Raw genomic sequence first — 16,808 nt, 5'->3', positions numbered from 1 at the left:
TTAGCCTAACGACACCATCTCGCGGATCGGGGTGTGCACTATTGCTGTTGATTGCTCACTGACATTTGCGACAGGCGCGGTAGTAATAGTGGTGCCAGCGCCATTAACTACAGCCCCTAACGAGGCGCTACCAATGCATACGCGTTTTACACCACCCTGCAGTGCCTCCTGGGCCCCTAACAATTTTTTGCGCATTCGCCCTTTGGCAAAACTCATGTATGTATCTAATTGATCAGCTGGAATGGTCTGGATCAAAGTCGAAGCGTCCTGTGGATCAGCCAGCAGACCCGGTACATTGGTCATGATAACCAGTGCATCGGCATGCAAGGCGGCAGCAACGGCGGCGGCGGCCCGATCGCCATCTACATTCAAGCGCTCTCCTTGATGGCTCAGAGCCAGGGGCGCAATCACCGGTGTATAGCCAGCCGACAGCAATTGCTCCACCAATGCACTGTTAACCTGCTCGATCTGTCCGGTGTAATCATCACGTAAGATCTGCACTCGACCCTCGGGTGTCATCGAGCGTACTACCGCCTTGCGCCGTGCCACCAGCAGGCGACCATCCACACCAGCCATCCCAAAGGCATTCACGCCCTGCTGCTGCAGTTGCGCCACCAGGTCGGTATTAATCTGCCCGGCCACGGCCATCGCAAAGATCTGCAGGGTCTCGATATCGGTATAGCGGCTCGTCATGCCGCTGGGAGAAGTAATCATACGCATCGGATGTCCCAGTCGCTCTGATAGCGTATTGGTCAGATCAGAACCACCATGCAGGAGTACCACACGCTCTCCTTCAGCGACCAGGCGGGCGATTTCTTGCACAATAGCTGTGGTGGCGACACCCGCGCCTCCGCCAATTTTTACTACCAGTGTCATCATATGCTCCGTTTCTCTTCTTCAGTATACTTTGCTAAAATGTATTGGCCTGTTATGTCAGTTCGTCTTCAAGAATATAAGAAACACAATGTGCAAACCACATCTTACACTGGATGCAGGCCAGGAAAGGTTAAGCCCAATGTTTCGTCCCACCCAAACATACAGTTCAAGGCCTGGACACCGTTGCCTGCGGCCCCCTTCATCAGATTGTCCAGGGCGGCAATAACAACGACGCGCTGCTGCTCAACGTCCAATTCAAATCCGACATCGCAGTAGTTGCTGCCGGCCAGAATTTTTGGTTCTGGATAGCGATAGACGCCGTTGCGCTCTTTGACCAGGCGTATAAATGGCTCACGCTGATAGGCCTCACGATAAATGCGCCAGATAGCTCGCTCGTCCAGACGCTCGTTCAGAAAGACATGGGCCGTTACCAGGATGCCGCGCACCAGTTCAATCGCGGTCGCCGAGAAGGCTACCAGTTGCTGCAGCTCACTACCCGGCTGTCCCAATTCCTGAATAAGCTCGGCTGTATGCCGATGGCCGGTCGGCTCAAAGGAGCGTACCGCCCCACTGCGATCTGGATGGTGGCTGGCGGGTCCCGCTTTAGCGCCAGCGGCTGAAGAGCCGACTTTTGCCTCCAGGACCAGCGGAATAGACTGCTTCACAATGCCTGCCCGATACAATGGTGCCAGGCCAAGGATCGAGGTGGTGGCCATACAGCCAGTACCACTTACCAGGGCGGCCTCTGAGAGCTCAGAGCGATGCAACTCTGGCAAACCATAAACGGCCTCGGATAAGAGCGCTGGCGCTTTATGTTCATGTCCATACCAGCGGCGATACAATTCAGGTGAACGCAGTCGAAAATCTCCAGAGAGATCAATGACGCGTGGCGCCAGCGTCCGATAGCGTTCAATTTCCCCTGAAGAAACGCCATGCGGCAAACATAAAAACAGAACATCGCAAGACGTCAGGTCGTCGGGATAACAGAAACGCAGCGTGCTAATCTTGCGCAGATTCGGGTGGGCGCTGTGTACAAAATGGCCCGCCTGGCTGCCTGACGCTACCTGGGTAATCTCAACCAGCGGATGGAAGAGGAGCAGGCGGATCAGTTCGCCACCGGTATAGCCGGACCCTCCGACGATGGCAACACGCACTCGGCTCATAGCGCTATCCCTTCCCGCACATTGCTCAAGACATACTCGATCATCTCTTGTGGAATGTTGACACCCGTGGGAGCAATGCTATTGCGAAACTCCATGGTGCCATTGATTTCATTGACCAGCAATCCCTGTTCAGGATCTTCAAAGACATCTACCGCCAGGATGCCACCGCCAACGGCTTGCGCGGCACGGCTACACAGGCTATCAAGTTCAGGAGTCACGGGACAATTGTCGGTCACAGCTCCACGAGCCGTATTTGTCACCCAGTGGGCACTGGTGCGGTAGATCGCACAGATGGTCTGGTTGCCGATGACAAATGCTCGAATATCGCGGTTTGGCTTATCTACATGCTGCTGAATATAATGGATATGATGTTGGTACGACCCCAATGTTTCCTGGTGTTCAAGCACTGCTTCAGCGGCATCGCGGTCATTGACGCGCGCCAGCAGGCGTCCCCAGGAACCGGTAACCGGTTTTAAGACGGCCGGGTAGCCGATGGATTCAATGCCTTCCAGGGCCCGCTCAGCATCAAATGCCAGCATGGTACGTGGAACCGGCAGGCCGGCACGTAACAGCGCCAGGGTCGTCAACAATTTGTCGTTACAAAGAGCGGTTACGGCCGCCGAATTAAACACCGGGATGCCCCAGTGCTCCAGCACGTGTAAGACAGCCAGGCCACGGGACTGACTCACGCTGCGGCAGAGCACGGCATCATATTTGTGCCAGCGCTCCTGCGGCTGCGCTAGATCGAATAGCAACTCACCATCATCAATCAGGTCAAATTCGATCGCACGCTGTCGCAACGCTTCCACCAACAATTTCTCTTCCACGCGAACTCGCGATGTCAGGATAGCCAGGCGCATAGGGTTATTCTCCCCAATCTTCCTCGACCTCAGGGGCCAGGGCTACTTCAGGTTGCTCTACGTTAATGACTTCAAGTTCTGCATTACAGTCAGGGCAAAATGTAATTTCACCGACCATCAAACCCTGGACCTCTACATCAGCTTCGCATTCTGGACAATGTGCTGCCATTTCTTTAACTCCTCTTTTGTTCTTTATTGCTGTATTTACAGCCAGATTTTTGCTGCAAAAAAAGCCCTTCATCCTCCTTGCAAGGACGAAGAGCAATTAACTCTCGTGGTACCACCCTCATTCGCCCATATCTTACGATATGAACCTCAGTGTACAGAACGCTTTCAGGTTCTGTAACAACCCGCTAACGAGGGTTAGACGACAAAGTTCTACTTTCGCTGCTGCAATTTCTTCTTTGTTGCTTCAGGGTCTTATTCACGGGCCGGTCATACGAACATTCCACCAACAGTTCGCTCTCTGGATGCCCCAGGTGTCCGTTACTTGTCCCTACACTGCTTGTCATTCTTTATTGTTTATGTACGTATCGATCAAGGACAAACAAAAAAGCCCTTCATCCTACTACTCAGGACGAAGAGCGCTATACTCTCGTGTTGCCACCTGCATTCGTCAATATCTCACAATATTAACCTCAGCAAGTATGTATGGATTATATAGATCATACATACTCTGACCCGATTACGGTGGTCACCGGCGTAGTTCTACTCTCGCTGACGCGATTTCTTCTCGCAGCTCCAGGGTCTTATTCACGATCGGTTAGCGTGTAGACTTCTCACCAGTTATCTACTCTCTGTCCGTAACAACTAATCGTTACTCGTCCTGTCAAAGCTTTTTTCGTTATGCGGTTGTGTGCTTTCCTTGTTGAAATTTATAACATGCCCATTTCTGAATGTCAATGGCTACATGGCGAGAATTCTAACTGCGCCAGTAAACCGGCAGTTCTCTACAAGAGAAACGCTATCTCTATAGACAAAATCACCACGTCGCTAATTGCCTGCAAATGTCTGCCAGAACAATATAAATTGTCCACCATATCAATCTAACTATAGATCCTTTTTTATTGACAAGTGTTCTATCAAATTTATATACTACATTCGTTCTTTTCAAGGAAGAAAGATCCTGCGCTAAAAACGTGTAGTCACATAATGGGAATGAAGTATGGCACAACTTGCAACGATCGGCAATTACCGTCTGTTAGAGCCAATCTCTAGCGGCACGTTCGGACGTGTCTATCGCGCTGAACACCTGGTACTAAGTAATCGCATCGTCGCCATTAAAATATTACACGGGATGCTTATTCAGACTCAATCCGATAAAGAAAGCTTTTTTCGCGAAGCTAAACTGCTTGAGATGCTCCAACATCCCTTTATTTTGCGTGTCATTGACGTTGGCCTGCAAGATTTTACTCCTTATCTGGTTACCGAGCTAGCCACTGGCGGTTCGCTACGCCAGCTTTTACGTAGCAGCATGACTCAACCGTTCTCATTCGAGCAGGTTAAACAGATTTTGCAGCAGATTGCACAGGCATTACAATTTGCCCATCAGCATAATATTATTCATCGCGACCTCAAACCTGAAAATATTTTATTCAGTGAACATGGGGATATACTGATTGCCGACTTCGGGATGTCTCAAACACTGCAATCTAAAAGCTTTCAACAGGGGAGTATCGCAGGCACACCTCCTTACATGGCCCCCGAACAATTTAAAGGCATTATCAGCAAAGAGAGTGATCAGTATGCCCTGGGCTGTATCGCCTATGAACTGTTGACTGGCAAAACCCCCTTTCCCAGCGCCGATATTTATACCATGGCCTTCAAACATCTCTCTGAACAGCCGCCACCACCGCATGTTGTCAATCCACAGATCCCTGAACATGTTTCGCAAGCAGTCATGAAAGCATTGGCGAAGGAACGTACTAAACGCCATAGCGATGTATTGGGCTTTGTTAATTCGATCGATAAGTCGCCCCGTGAGTGGTTAAATGAGGGCAATCAGCTGTTTAGCAATCAGGAATATGAGAAAGCGGCCACCTGCTATGCACAGGCACTACGCCTGACACCAAATAATGCGCGCCTTTACCACAGTAAAGCGGTTGCCCTGACCAATCTACAACGCTATGAAGAAGCGCTGGAAGCATATGAGCGCACGATTCAGTTGGAGCCTGCTTTTGCCCTGGCCTATAACAATAAAGGGACCGTCTTACGACAACTCAAGCGCTATCAAGATGCGCTACGTGCATACAAACAGGCTACCATTATCGACCCACACTATGCGCTGGCATATTATAATACCGGTCTGATCCTGGAGATTCTGCAACACCATGAGGAGGCTCTGGCCGCCTATCGACAGGCGACGCGCATGCATGCGGTGCGCCTGGACCCCAGTTATGCCTTGGTCTATCGCAAAACCGGGATCATCTCATTGAAACTATTGCGCTACGATGTGGCCCTCAATGCTTATGAACAGGCTATCAGGATCGATCCAAATGTCTCCAGAGCCTATATTGGACGAGGTGTGGCACTGCTCTACCTCCAGCGCAATGAAGAGGCTCTAACCTCTTTTGAGCAGGCTCTGAGTACCAATAGTGATACCACCCTTGCGCTCACGGGTAAGATTATCGCTTTACAAAGGTTGCAAGAAGATGCACTGGCCAGGGAGGTCTTTGAGCAAGCCCTCTTAAGTGAGACCCATTATGCCCTCATGTACACGATTAAAGATGATGCAGATGACAATCTTGCACGTTTCAAAAAAACCTTTGCCGCCTACGAAAATACGATCGATTTTGAACTCAACCACTATGGACCCAAGCGTATCCCCGCCTCTATCGATCAAGCATAGAGTTAGATATCCGATACCTCGATTTGCTGCCATCATTGCACTTTTGTAACCTACTCAAGCTCATGGACAGATGCGTCTATGTATCTGTACAATAGAGTAAAGCCTGTGTGGGATACATAGAAGAGATATGCACAGGAGTTCGATAGCTAGCAAAACAAAGAGGGATCAATGCAACAGGAGCAAGATGCATCCATTAGCACTATATCCACACCAGTAGTGCCAATTATTAAAGTTGAAAAACTGGTGAAGCGTTATAAAAAAGCTGAGATGAATGCCGTCAATGAGATTTCGTTCAGTGTGGCCCCAGGCTCGCTTTTCTCTTTACTAGGACCCAATGGGGCGGGCAAAACCACGACGATATCGATACTCACGACCACACTTCAACCAACATCAGGGTCAGTCATGATCGCTGGCTACGATGTGGCCAGGCAGGCCAGTGCGGTCCGCAAAAATATTGGCATCATCTTTCAAAAACCCAGTCTGGATCTCAACTTGACCGCTGAAGAGAATGTGCGCTTCCATGCCACACTCTATGGGCTCTATCCATTTCGACCATCCTATAAAACGATGCCCAGGGCCTATCAGCAGCGCATCGATGAACTGGCAACCATTCTGGGCATCCATGAAGATCTGTTTAAACCAGTCAAAAAATTTTCGGGTGGTATGAAACGCAAGCTTGAAATTCTGCGCAGCCTGCTCCACAATCCCAGGGTTTTGTTTTTAGATGAGCCGACGACAGGCCTGGACCCCTCCAGTCGGCGTAGCCTGTGGGAGTATTTGAGCAAGGTACGCCTTGAGCAACAAACCACGATCTTCTTGACTACTCATTACCTGGAAGAGGCCGAGAGGGCCGATGATATCTGTATTATCAATAAGGGTAATATTGTATCCCGTGGCACGCCAGCCAGGGTCAAAGCAGATCTGGTCGAAGAATTTGTATTGCTCGATGCTGAGGATCGCTCCAGCTTACTGGCAGAGCTACAGCACCTGGGATATGCGGTTAGCGAGCAGGCTCCCTTTAAAGTTTTGGTTGAGCAACCTCAGTTACATACCCTGCTCAAATCTATTACGACCCCACTCACTTTGATCGAAACTCACACACCCTCGTTAGAGGATGCCTATATGGAAATTGTTGGTGAATAAGATGATCAGCATGTTAGGGATTACCCGTAGCGTCAATGCGATTTTGACCATAGCTTACCGAGATATACTGCGTTTTATACGTGATCCAGCCCGTTTGATCGGTACTATTATCCTGCCCATCCTCTTTGTTGGCGTACTAGGGGCTGGCTTTCAAAGTGGCTATGGCAATAGTATCGGTTATAATGTGCTGCAATTTATCTTTACGGGCGTATTAGCCCAGACGGTCTTTCTCTCGACCAGTTCAGGGATTGTTTCCCTGATTGAAGATCGCGAAAATGATTTTAGCCAGGAGATCTTTATCTCTCCAATCTCACGCTATACTATTGTGTTCGGCAAGATCTTTGGGGAGTCCATGGTCGCAATGGTACAGGCAATGGTGGTATTGATCTTTGGTTTGATCATTGGCCTGCCATTAACACCACTTATGTTTATTGCCTTGCTGCTGACGTCGCTGGTCATCTGCCTCTTTGGCGGCTCTTTCGGGCTGATTATGCTCTCACTCTTTAGCAATCAGCGCGCAGCCAATCAGATCATGCCCTTTCTGATCTTTCCACAATTTTTTCTGGCTGGTATTTTCAGCCCCATCAACCATCTGCCCTGGTATCTGGATATCATCTCCAGAATTGCACCCTTGCGCTATGCGGCTGACCTTATACGCAGTGTGTATTTTCTGGGCTCCCCCGCCTATGGAAAAATCGTACTCATCAACCCTATCCTAAATTTCATAGTGATAGCTGTTCTATTTACCCTCTTTTTAATCTTTGGTACCATCGTGTTTGTACGTAGCGAGCGCAATAAATAACGCTTAATCATCCCAATCAGTACAATTTAGTTGAGTTTCCAGCCTATATTTGATAGATTGTATACATCACGTCTGCTTATTATCCAGGTGCAATTAAACGAATATGCACTCTCATGTAGGTATGGATTTTAGATGAATATAAACGTAACACGATTGAATACGAGCTCCCCCTTTCCTGGCCAGCGGCAACCAACGTCAATGCGAGAGAAAACAAAAAACTTTTTTAGCCGCACCCAAATATCCGAAGGCGATGCCCTTGCGAATGAGAAAAAAGCATCGCCGGTTGTCGGGCGCTCGCGCTTTACCTGGTCAAGCCTCTGGCGACCATCAGTCGTTGTGGGGCTCCTCTATATACTTTTTTTTGCTCTGGTCACCGTTACATTTCATTATCACCTTACGCATTATGTGCATATTGGCACATATTTTTCGGCAGGTATTCAGGGCGCTGCTCAGCCCGGCAGATTAAATGGCGCGGGTGGTTATGATGGGCAGTTCTATTATTTTATTGCGCGCGATCCTTTTCACGCGGCCAGCTTGATGGACAATGCGCCCTACCGTTACCAACGGATCGTCTATCCGCTGCTCGCACTTTTACTCAGCTTTAATCAGTCTGTTTTACTCACTCCCGTACTACTCTTGATCAATTTTGTCTCAATCGTGTTAAGTGTAGAAATAATTGCGCAGTTACTAACCCGGCATCAACTCTCGCCATGGTATAGCCTGGCGATCGGACTTTATTTTGGCCAGATGACTGCCCTCCTCTTCGACACTACGGAACCATTAACCTATCTCTTGCTCTGCGTCGGTCTGTTACTGATCGATAAGAAACATATGACCTGGGCAGCGATTTGGATGGGCCTGGCAGTGCTATCACGCGAGACCGCTGCCCTCTTTCCAATCGGTTTCATGGTATACTATCTGTTCCACAAACGTTGGTTGGAAGTCTTGCGCTTCGGGCTGATATCACTTCTGCCAACCGCCATCTGGTATGCACTTATAGTTGTCATCTTTGGCAAAACCGGGCTTACCTACGCACCAACATTTCAACTTATTCCCTTTAAGGGGTTATTTATCTTCAGCTCAGATCTCCCTCGCTTTATCCCGTTGCTTATCCTTATGTTTATTCCTGTTATAGTTGGCTGGCTACTCTTTGCCAGTGCAACGTACCGGCGACAATGGGGAGGGGCGAGCTGGTTTATCTGGTTCATTAACCTGGCATTGGTCACCTGTATGGCGCCGGGATCGTACAAAGAACTTGTTTCGGCCGGACGTCTCTCGATGGGTATTGTGCTAGCGATCTTGTTCTATGGCTGGCAGAGCAAGAATAAATGGGTACTATGGGGAGCCCAAATCTATGCATTGACCGGCTTTATCTACGCCCTGGGCATATTGAATATCCTCGGTCATTATCCCAGCTAAGAAAACGACCCGACCACAAAAGCTAGCGATAAGATGAACATTTTTTCAGGTGTGGAGTGTGTGGAGTGGGCGGCTGCGGTCGCCCACTCCACACACTCCACACCCCCCACCCGGCGCCACAGGCGCCAAAGAGAAACATTAAATAGCCCTGAAGAAGCAGTTTGATCTTTGACAGGGAAACGGTAGGAATGGTAGAATTATTCTGATGCATACAGAAGCAACTTTGAGAGAGAGGAAAGGTATCCAGGGATTTATGTCCTCGGATGCGGAAAGCTATGAAAACAAGCGGGTGTAGTGTTATCACACTGAATAATCAGCTTTTCGCCCAGGGCCGCATTGTGTCCTTTTTGAGGTACCTGCAAACGCGCTTTTGAGCTGAGAGGCTGGAAAAACGCAACCAGGGAACGACAGGCTGTGGGCGAGAGATCATGAACGCCCACAGCCTGTTTGTTTTTCCCGTTAGTTCAGGCCGTGAGTGCTCGCTCACGGCCTTTTTGTGTCCTTGCCAGGGCAGTAACGACATCATACAGAAAAAAGGAGAACATCACATGGGTGAGAAAGCTGACCAGGCCCTTTTTGATTCCCTCACCGCCGAGTACAATCGTCCCTTCCATGGTTGGGATTTCTCGTATCTGAGCGGGAGAATGATAAGTATCAAAACAACCCCTACCTGGGATTACACAAACGCCGTGATTGGGGCAATGAACCAGGCTCATACGATGCTCGATATGCATACTGGTGGAGGGGAAGTACTTGCGCAGTTGCTTTCGCTCCGACCAGTCCCTGAAGTGTATGCCACCGAGTTGTATGCCCCTAACGTCATTGCAGCACGGCAACGGCTCACGCCGCTTGCTGTCACCGTTTACACGGCTCGCGATGAGTGTTTGCCCTTTCCAGATAATACGCTTGATCTTGTCATCAACCGTCATGGAAGCTACAACCCGGCGGAAGTGTTGCGTGTGCTCAAGCCAGAACAGGTGTTTATCACACAGCAAGTCGGTGATCAGACCAATCGCACATTGCATGAGTTGCTTGGTCGTGAGAAGCTGCTAGAACACGCATGGAATATGGACTACGCAGCACAAGAGATGGAAGATGCGGGCTGGCATATCATCGAACGCAAAGAGGAATTCTTCACTACGCGCTTTCACGATGTGGGAGCCATTGTCTACTACCTCAAGGCCGTCCCGTGGGAAGTACCTGATTTCTCGGTTGAGAGGTATTGGCATCAGCTTGTAGAAATTCATCATCTCCTCCAAAAGGAGGGGCAGGTTGATATTCCCTTCCACTCGTTCTTCCTCATAGCCAGGAAACCTTAGCTCTACAAGGAGGGCTGTGAGCTGCAAGTATGCATCCCATTTCGCAGCCCTCTCTTCTTTTCGCATGCCTAATAACTTAGACTGTGCAGATGGCGATAGATCGACCAACCCATGGCACTGGCAGGTGTTCCCCGGGCATCCTTGACCAGTCGCGGATAGGTACAGGCCTGATTGCCACCCGGTACCCAGGCCCAACCAATCCAGCTAATATGGCGAGCATCCAGATAAGTCAGAAGTTGATCCATATAGTTTGAGCCACAATCATATTGGCCATTCTCGGCCGAGATCAGGGCATACCTTTCGCTGAATTGCCCAAAGGCTGTATCCCAGGAAGAGGCTTGTTTGTCAGCATAAGGATAGGGATGTGTATCATAGATTAGATTGGTCGTTTCGAAAGGATAATGTTCAAGCTGGCTGAGATCAAAACCCCAGTTCATCCCTGCGATCAACACCAGATTGTTCGCGCCAGTCGCCCGAATAGCCCTTACGATAGTGCTCAACCCTATCCCTGGATAAGAAAGGGTCTTTTTACATTGGCAATCGTTAGAAGATACAGTATCAGTAAGCTTTGAGCAATTAGCAGCCCAGCACGACCAGGATAGGGGATGTGGTTCATTGTAGGCTTCAAAGAGGACGTTAGGAGCATGTTTGTATAGTGAGGCGAGCTGCGTCCAGAATATAAGACTATCCACGTCAGGCATTGGCCATGGCCCACCCCCTTCGGTCGATTGCCCACCAGCATCTACCCAATGCAGATCCAGTATGACATTGAAACGTAGTGCCGTGAGGATTGCCACCACCCGTTTTACCACCGTCTGATAGTGCCGGGCCGTACATTGGGCCCGCTTTGAACCATTGAGCCAGAAACCTTCGGATAATGGTAAACGCACTGTATTGGCTTCCCAGTATGTCTCGGTGCTGGTATTTCTCCCGGCCCCCAGATATGCCAGATGTTGCCTATCCAGATCAGCTGGCCCCTGACAATCATATTCCAAGCCATCCAGGGAAATACCATGAAAGAGATAGGGATGCCCATATCTATCAATAATCTGGTTGCCATTAACGCTATAAGGAGCCGTCAGCGGTGGATTCTGTACGCCAGATTTAGGGGGTGTCGGTGACATAGCCTGGACTTTTTGTGCTGAAGAGATGGCTACTGGCGCTAGCCAGATACAGCCTGTTAGAAACAGTATCACTAAGCCCGCCAGGCTGGTCATAAACACTTTTTTTTGCATCGGCATAAACTCCCCCCCTACCATACAACATCTTTAATGCAAATACACCAATCATACAGCAACAAGCAGAATACATTTAGATACTTGCTCACTATAATTATACCGCTGCATCCAAATTTTCCGGAAAGTATACGCTGTGCATGCATTTATTCCCATAGCAGCTAGTCAGATTCAGCGTAAGGTCCTACGCCAGGCAACACAACCCTCTAGAGCAACGTAATATATGCAGAACTTCCTTATTTTGCGACCATACGAGAGAAAAGAATCAGGCTTTTTGGCTTGTATAAGCCATAGTAAGGTTACAAGGTTGAACATGCGTACACGGAAAAAATATTTTTATCTTAGCAATATCTGGCTATATCTGAGCTTGTTGTGCTGTCTGAGCGCCTGTCAACTAACCCCCACGGCTGTGACACCGCAACCGTCCAGGGCGCCATCCAAGGCTACGCCCCCGAGTACTAACAGCTCGAATGAACTTCATTTTCCACCGCAGCCGACGCAAGCTGGCTCAACCATAACGCCCCTACCAACCAATACCCCAACGCAGCCAGCCAATCAGCTTACCATCCAGCCCATGGCCGACGATCATGGCCGCCCTGTACTGGCCTTCTACTATCCCTGGTATAATCAGCAATCCTGGAATAGAGCACAGATGTCTGATCTACCTACAATCCAATACAATTCAGGGGACGATATTACCATCGATCGGCAGCTTGACTATGCCGCTGGCGCCGGCATCACCGGCTTTATCAGTTCCTGGTGGGGACCCGCAGACAAGACAGATGTGAATTTTGGCAAGCTGCTCACCCATGCGGCTACTCTGGATACACAATATCACTATCACTTTGCTTCCAGCCTCTATATTGAGAGCGATGCCCCTAATCTTAATAGTTCAGACAAATTGGTCACTGCGCTCAGCTACATCAATAACCACTATAGCAATAGTCCATATTTCTTTCATTGGCAGGGCAAACCGGTACTTTTCTTCTGGGACCCGCTGGGCAACGGTCGTACGTTAACCCAATGGTCCTCTATCCGCCAGCAGGTTGACCCTAACCGACAAATGATCTGGTCCGCCGAGGGGGTCAACACCGATCTCCTCAGTGTATTCGACGGCATCCATCTCTTCAGCGCTGGCTGGTGGGGGCTTCAGAATAATACGATGCCACAGGTGGATCAAGGTTTTCGTAATCAGATCAATGCGTATAATCAAGCGCACAATACACAGAAAATCTGGGCCGCTGGCGTTATGCCTGGCTATGACGATACCCGTGTCCCTGGCCGTAAGGGAACATTTATCGTTCCTCGTAACAATGGCGCTACCTACACCACCAGTTGGAACGCGGCTATCGCCAGCACTCCTGATTGGATCACTATTACCAGCTTTAACGAATGGTTTGAGGGAGCCATGATCGAGCCCAGCGTCACCTATGGCAATCAGTACCTCGACCTCACGCGCCAGTTCGCCCAAAGATGGCATGGCTAACGCACACGTGTCTCTTCTAGACGCTTATTTGCCTGTACTTAAAAGAAGCAGTTACCTCCTTACAAGAAGGAAGTAACTGCTTCTCAAAGTTTCCCCTTCCATGAGGAGAATCTCTCAAGCGAACTATGTTGATTATCTGCTTTAGTTAATCGCTATAGCTCCCTTACTGAGATCACTCGAAGAGCGCATGCCGAGGGAAGGCCGTGGATCGCTGCCAGTCAAAGGCATGCCAGGGAAACCACCATAGCCGAATGCATGGCCAAAACTATGATTATTATTGTTGTTGTTGTTGTTATTGTTGTTGTGCTGGTTGTTGTTGTTGTTGTTGTTGTTGTTGTGCTGGTGATGGTTGTTGTTGTGCTGGTGATGATTGTGATGATCATCATTTTGACAGTCGGAGAGAATTTTTATTTGACATTCGGTGGCATTTTGACAATCGACATCAACCTGACAGTTGGAGTCATTTTGACAGTCGCTAATGGTCTGGTTGACATCACTGTTGTCATCAGTCTGGTTCACGTTGTCCTGTCCAGCGCTGGTCACATCTGTAGCCTGAGGAGCCCCGACACTATCGAGGGACGGCGTGGCTGTCGCTAATCCCACAGGCGGGGTTACATCTGTAGTCGTAGCCTGAGGTACCACAGGTGTATCTGTTGCTGGTACGACAGGTGAAGCTACCTGTACTGGTGTGGTATCAAGGGGGCGGGCAGCATGAATACCGCCACCACTCGCGGCCCTGACAGATGAGACATCTGTAAAGGCTGTAGCCAGCACAGTTGACACACTCCCCAGGAGGAGTATACCAAATAGCAATCCCCGAATGGTTAAACTGGTTCGTGCTAGGAATTTTCTAACACATTTTTTTTGATGCATTACCTAATCCTTCTTTCATCCTTTATATGTACTATCACAGAAAGCAACATATGCTAAACTATTCTTCACAGTTTTTAAGCACTAGAATAGGACTAAATCAGATATACCAGCTTTAAAACTCACATACTAAAAGCTAATACAAAGGCCAGGTATTATCTAATATAGCTACATTTCCTTTTCATCTTGTTGCTTTAAACTTATTATAGATATGCAATATATACAAAAAACAAAATATGCTTGCTTATATCGTTTAATATATTTAATACAATCGACTATCCAATTACTTGTAATAGAGCAGAGCAGGCAGTAAAGCTATGTTGGAAAAATTGAAGAGGATGAAGTAAGGGTGATTGCGTAGGGAAAGGGAGAAGCGGGATTTTATTGTGTGGTATGCGCTGCTGGCAGGCGCTTTTTCTGATCATGAATTGCCCGATATACTAGCAGAAACGTCTCAGCCAGCCTGGATACGCACTTGACATCTTATGTATTGGATGGTACCATTTGTCACGGACACGGAAAAATCATAGATTAAGGTTTTACGATGAAAAGGGCTTTACCACTCGCAGTTTATAACGCCGCATGAGCGACCACGCCTGGGTTTATGCGGCAGGAATTGGCGCTTATGATGCTTGCTCACCCTCCGTTTGTGTGGGCACTTATAAGTATGCCCTTTGCATCCTCTTCGCCCTTTTCCTTCCTGAACGGGTCATCACAACATCGCCTACCTTTTGATTTGCGTGTGTCGCCAAACAACGATTCTCTCGTCGCTGTTTGCCTGCGGCACTGTGTGCTTCCCGTTTGCATTGAGTTACGAGAGTGCTCGTATACTCCCGCAGGTCGCCGCCTTTGCCCGTCTATCACAAATCAATATCACTGTTTTTATTCATAAGCACTCAAAATGAGAAGCACACAGGGAGAACATCCACGTTATGTTACAGGTTAATCATATCTTTCTTTCATATGGCCCACGTATTATTCTCGATGATGTGTCGCTAACCGTGGCTCCTGGTGAGAAGGCAGGGCTGATCGGCGTAAATGGTGCCGGAAAAAGTTCATTGCTAAAGATCATTGGTAGTTATCAAAGTGCTGATCGCGGCCATATTATGCGTCCAAAGACGTATGGCTATCTCTCACAGGATGTCGCGCACGAGACGCCCGTGGCGGCAGGTGGTACGGTCCGGGATTTCATTTATAGTGGCACCGGACTGGATCAGGCGATTACCAGATATGAAGAGTTATCCTTGAAAATTGCTGATCCCAACGTTGACGATCTGGAACTGGCCCTGCAGCATTTTGAAGAGGCTCAAAATGAGTTGGAAAATCTAGGCTACTATGATGCCGATGCTCGTAGTGAACAGTTGATCAGTGGTCTGAATATCGGTGGCGTCACGCTGGATCGCGAGGTTAGTACTTTGAGCGGCGGTCAGAAAACCAAACTGGCCCTGGTTCGTCTGCTCTTCCAGAGCCCCGAATTGCTGCTCCTGGACGAGCCAACTAACTTCCTGGACGTTGAGGCAACGATCTGGCTGATGGAGTTTCTGGAAAGCTATAAAGGCGCTCTCTTGATCATTTCGCACGACCTGGATCTACTGGATCGTAGCATCAATAAGGTTCTGCGCCTCAATGAGTTTACCCATAAGCTGGAAGAATATAAAGGCACCTATACCAATTATCTCAATGTCATTGGTGATGCCCAGGCATTGATCGAGCGCACAAAGAAGCAGCAAGAACGAGAAATTGCACGCTTGCGTAAGACCTCTGATCGTCTGCGTGGCTTCGGTGCAACACGTGTAAAGCAACGTATCGCGATGGACAGGCGTATCGCCGATCTAGAGGAGAGCAAACCACAGATCGCGCAGGCCAGTCGTCGCATGAAGATCGACTTTCCTGTTCGCCAGCAGAGCAGCCAATTGGTGGTTGAGGCTAAGGGACTCTCAAAAAGTTATGGTACCAAGCAGATCTTCCACAACATTAACTTTGAGGTTGATCGTGGTGAGCGCCTGGTGATCGTTGGTCTTAATGGTGTTGGTAAAACGACTTTGTTACGTACTATACTGAACATCGTTCCATTAAATGCTGGTAAGGTCGTGATCGGGGACCGCGTACAGATTGGTTATTATGCCCAGGAAAGCGAAGGACTCGACTACGATAATACCGTGCTCAATGAGGCTAATGACATCTTACCAACCGATGCCAAACGTGTACGTAGCGTCCTGGGTCGCTTCCTTTTCAGTGGTGATCGCGTCTTTCAAAAGATTGGCACTCTGAGTGGTGGTGAAAAGACCCGGCTGGCCCTGGCCAAGATGGTACTTGAGGGTCCTAACGTACTGGTCCTCGACGAGCCAACTTCTCACCTGGATATTATCTCAAAGGAGATCATTGGTGAGGCGCTCGGTAATTATCGAGGTACCATCCTGACAGTCACCCACGATGTTGAGTTTGTGCGCTTACTCAAACCGACCACAATGCTACTCATGCCCGAAGGTCGGCTCGTGCCATACGATACCAAATATGATGATTTGTTGGAGCGTGCTTAATCTTTTTCGCCTTTCAGGGACACGCGTGCCACTGGCACACGTGTCCCCGGACCCCCTCAACTGGCTTCTCCCCTGCTATCAGACTTTCTTCTCCCCATCGTTTCTACTTCCTTGCAGACAAGTGGTGGTGTGGTGTGCTATAAATAGATTGGTCATGTGTATAAATAAAATTTGCCTCCACGTCCTCTTACTTTGCAGCGTAGACGCCGAACTCATAATAATAGACAGTAAAAATACCTGCATTTAT

At 48.8% G+C, this 16,808-nt stretch carries 13 protein-coding genes and 1 other annotated feature; of the genes, 7 read left to right on the top strand and 6 right to left on the bottom strand.

Annotated features, from left to right (window positions below; translation table 11 throughout):
* The 4 genes from EL645_RS17500 to EL645_RS17485 all read right to left on the bottom strand — a co-directional run bounded on the left by EL645_RS17500 (position 1) and on the right by EL645_RS17485 (position 3,068).
* Complete coding sequence (locus EL645_RS17500) at positions 1-876, bottom strand: [LysW]-aminoadipate kinase (protein ID WP_126554245.1); 876 nt, start codon at positions 874-876, stop codon at positions 1-3.
* 104 nt (positions 877-980) lie between these two features.
* Positions 981-2,039: an N-acetyl-gamma-glutamyl-phosphate reductase gene (gene argC / locus EL645_RS17495; RefSeq protein ID WP_126551710.1), complete on the bottom strand. Its 1,059-nt coding sequence runs from the start codon at positions 2,037-2,039 to the stop codon at positions 981-983.
* Positions 2,036-2,899: a lysine biosynthesis protein LysX gene (lysX, locus tag EL645_RS17490; protein WP_126551709.1), complete on the bottom strand. Its 864-nt coding sequence runs from the start codon at positions 2,897-2,899 to the stop codon at positions 2,036-2,038. The genes argC and lysX overlap by 4 nt, the downstream gene beginning before the upstream one ends.
* 4 nt (positions 2,900-2,903) lie before the next feature.
* Positions 2,904-3,068, bottom strand: a complete 165-nt coding sequence (locus tag EL645_RS17485; RefSeq protein WP_126551708.1) for a lysine biosynthesis protein LysW — start codon at positions 3,066-3,068, stop codon at positions 2,904-2,906.
* A gap of 401 nt (positions 3,069-3,469) precedes the next feature.
* Positions 3,470-3,741 (bottom strand) — a binding site (T-box leader).
* A gap of 323 nt (positions 3,742-4,064) precedes the next feature.
* Here EL645_RS17485 and EL645_RS17480 point away from each other — a divergent pair.
* The 5 genes from EL645_RS17480 (at position 4,065) to EL645_RS17460 (ending at position 10,430) form a co-directional block, all read left to right on the top strand.
* Positions 4,065-5,747, top strand: a complete 1,683-nt coding sequence (locus EL645_RS17480) for a serine/threonine-protein kinase (RefSeq protein WP_126551707.1) — start codon at positions 4,065-4,067, stop codon at positions 5,745-5,747.
* A 216-nt stretch (positions 5,748-5,963) separates the two neighbouring features.
* Positions 5,964-6,890, top strand: coding sequence for an ABC transporter ATP-binding protein (locus EL645_RS17475; protein ID WP_126554243.1), 927 nt, complete (start codon positions 5,964-5,966; stop codon positions 6,888-6,890).
* 1 nt (position 6,891) lies between these two features.
* Positions 6,892-7,692, top strand: a complete 801-nt coding sequence (locus EL645_RS17470; protein ID WP_246035555.1) for an ABC transporter permease — start codon at positions 6,892-6,894, stop codon at positions 7,690-7,692.
* Between the two features lie 132 nt (positions 7,693-7,824).
* On the top strand, positions 7,825-9,111 hold the full coding sequence (locus EL645_RS17465; protein WP_136625232.1) for an AZOBR_p60025 family cell surface glycopolymer formation protein: 1,287 nt from the start codon (positions 7,825-7,827) through the stop codon (positions 9,109-9,111).
* A gap of 548 nt (positions 9,112-9,659) precedes the next feature.
* Entirely contained in the window at positions 9,660-10,430 is a 771-nt protein-coding gene (locus tag EL645_RS17460) for a class I SAM-dependent methyltransferase (RefSeq protein ID WP_161977446.1), read from the top strand.
* Positions 10,431-10,498: 68 nt separating this feature from the next.
* Here EL645_RS17460 and EL645_RS17455 read toward each other — a convergent pair whose 3' ends face one another.
* Complete coding sequence (locus EL645_RS17455) at positions 10,499-11,665, bottom strand: glycoside hydrolase family 5 protein (RefSeq protein ID WP_161977445.1); 1,167 nt, start codon at positions 11,663-11,665, stop codon at positions 10,499-10,501.
* Positions 11,666-11,978: 313 nt separating this feature from the next.
* Here EL645_RS17455 and EL645_RS17450 point away from each other — a divergent pair, with 313 nt between their 5' ends.
* Positions 11,979-13,151: a DUF5010 domain-containing protein gene (locus EL645_RS17450; RefSeq protein WP_161977444.1), complete on the top strand. Its 1,173-nt coding sequence runs from the start codon at positions 11,979-11,981 to the stop codon at positions 13,149-13,151.
* 141 nt (positions 13,152-13,292) lie between these two features.
* On the opposite strand, the gene EL645_RS17445 is transcribed toward EL645_RS17450, so the two are convergent.
* The gene (locus EL645_RS17445; protein WP_126551701.1) at positions 13,293-13,925 is read right to left on the bottom strand and encodes a hypothetical protein; all 633 of its coding nucleotides are present in this window, start codon (positions 13,923-13,925) and stop codon (positions 13,293-13,295) included.
* Between the two features lie 1,028 nt (positions 13,926-14,953).
* On the opposite strand from EL645_RS17445, the gene EL645_RS17440 reads away from it, so the two are divergent.
* Positions 14,954-16,561, top strand: coding sequence for an ABC-F family ATP-binding cassette domain-containing protein (locus EL645_RS17440; protein WP_126551700.1), 1,608 nt, complete (start codon positions 14,954-14,956; stop codon positions 16,559-16,561).
* Positions 16,562-16,808: the final 247 nt, after the last annotated feature.

Source organism: Dictyobacter kobayashii (assembly GCF_003967555.1).
Classification (GTDB): domain Bacteria; phylum Chloroflexota; class Ktedonobacteria; order Ktedonobacterales; family Ktedonobacteraceae; genus Dictyobacter; species Dictyobacter kobayashii.
Note: the sequence above shows the minus strand (reverse complement) of the source record. Positions and strands in the feature narration are given on the sequence as shown.

What these genes read in the sequence shown, in the direction of transcription:
- EL645_RS17500 (WP_126554245.1), bottom strand. Translation starts at nt 876, where the DNA reads ATGACACTGGTAGTAAAAATTGGCGGAGGCGCGGGTGTCGCCACCACA.
- argC (WP_126551710.1), bottom strand. Translation starts at nt 2,039, where the DNA reads ATGAGCCGAGTGCGTGTTGCCATCGTCGGAGGGTCCGGCTATACCGGT.
- lysX (WP_126551709.1), bottom strand. Translation starts at nt 2,899, where the DNA reads ATGCGCCTGGCTATCCTGACATCGCGAGTTCGCGTGGAAGAGAAATTG.
- EL645_RS17485 (WP_126551708.1), bottom strand. Translation starts at nt 3,068, where the DNA reads ATGGCAGCACATTGTCCAGAATGCGAAGCTGATGTAGAGGTCCAGGGT.
- EL645_RS17480 (WP_126551707.1), top strand. Translation starts at nt 4,065, where the DNA reads ATGGCACAACTTGCAACGATCGGCAATTACCGTCTGTTAGAGCCAATC.
- EL645_RS17470 (WP_246035555.1), top strand. Translation starts at nt 6,892, where the DNA reads ATGATCAGCATGTTAGGGATTACCCGTAGCGTCAATGCGATTTTGACC.
- EL645_RS17465 (WP_136625232.1), top strand. Translation starts at nt 7,825, where the DNA reads ATGAATATAAACGTAACACGATTGAATACGAGCTCCCCCTTTCCTGGC.
- EL645_RS17460 (WP_161977446.1), top strand. Translation starts at nt 9,660, where the DNA reads ATGGGTGAGAAAGCTGACCAGGCCCTTTTTGATTCCCTCACCGCCGAG.
- EL645_RS17455 (WP_161977445.1), bottom strand. Translation starts at nt 11,665, where the DNA reads ATGCAAAAAAAAGTGTTTATGACCAGCCTGGCGGGCTTAGTGATACTG.
- EL645_RS17450 (WP_161977444.1), top strand. Translation starts at nt 11,979, where the DNA reads ATGCGTACACGGAAAAAATATTTTTATCTTAGCAATATCTGGCTATAT.
- EL645_RS17440 (WP_126551700.1), top strand. Translation starts at nt 14,954, where the DNA reads ATGTTACAGGTTAATCATATCTTTCTTTCATATGGCCCACGTATTATT.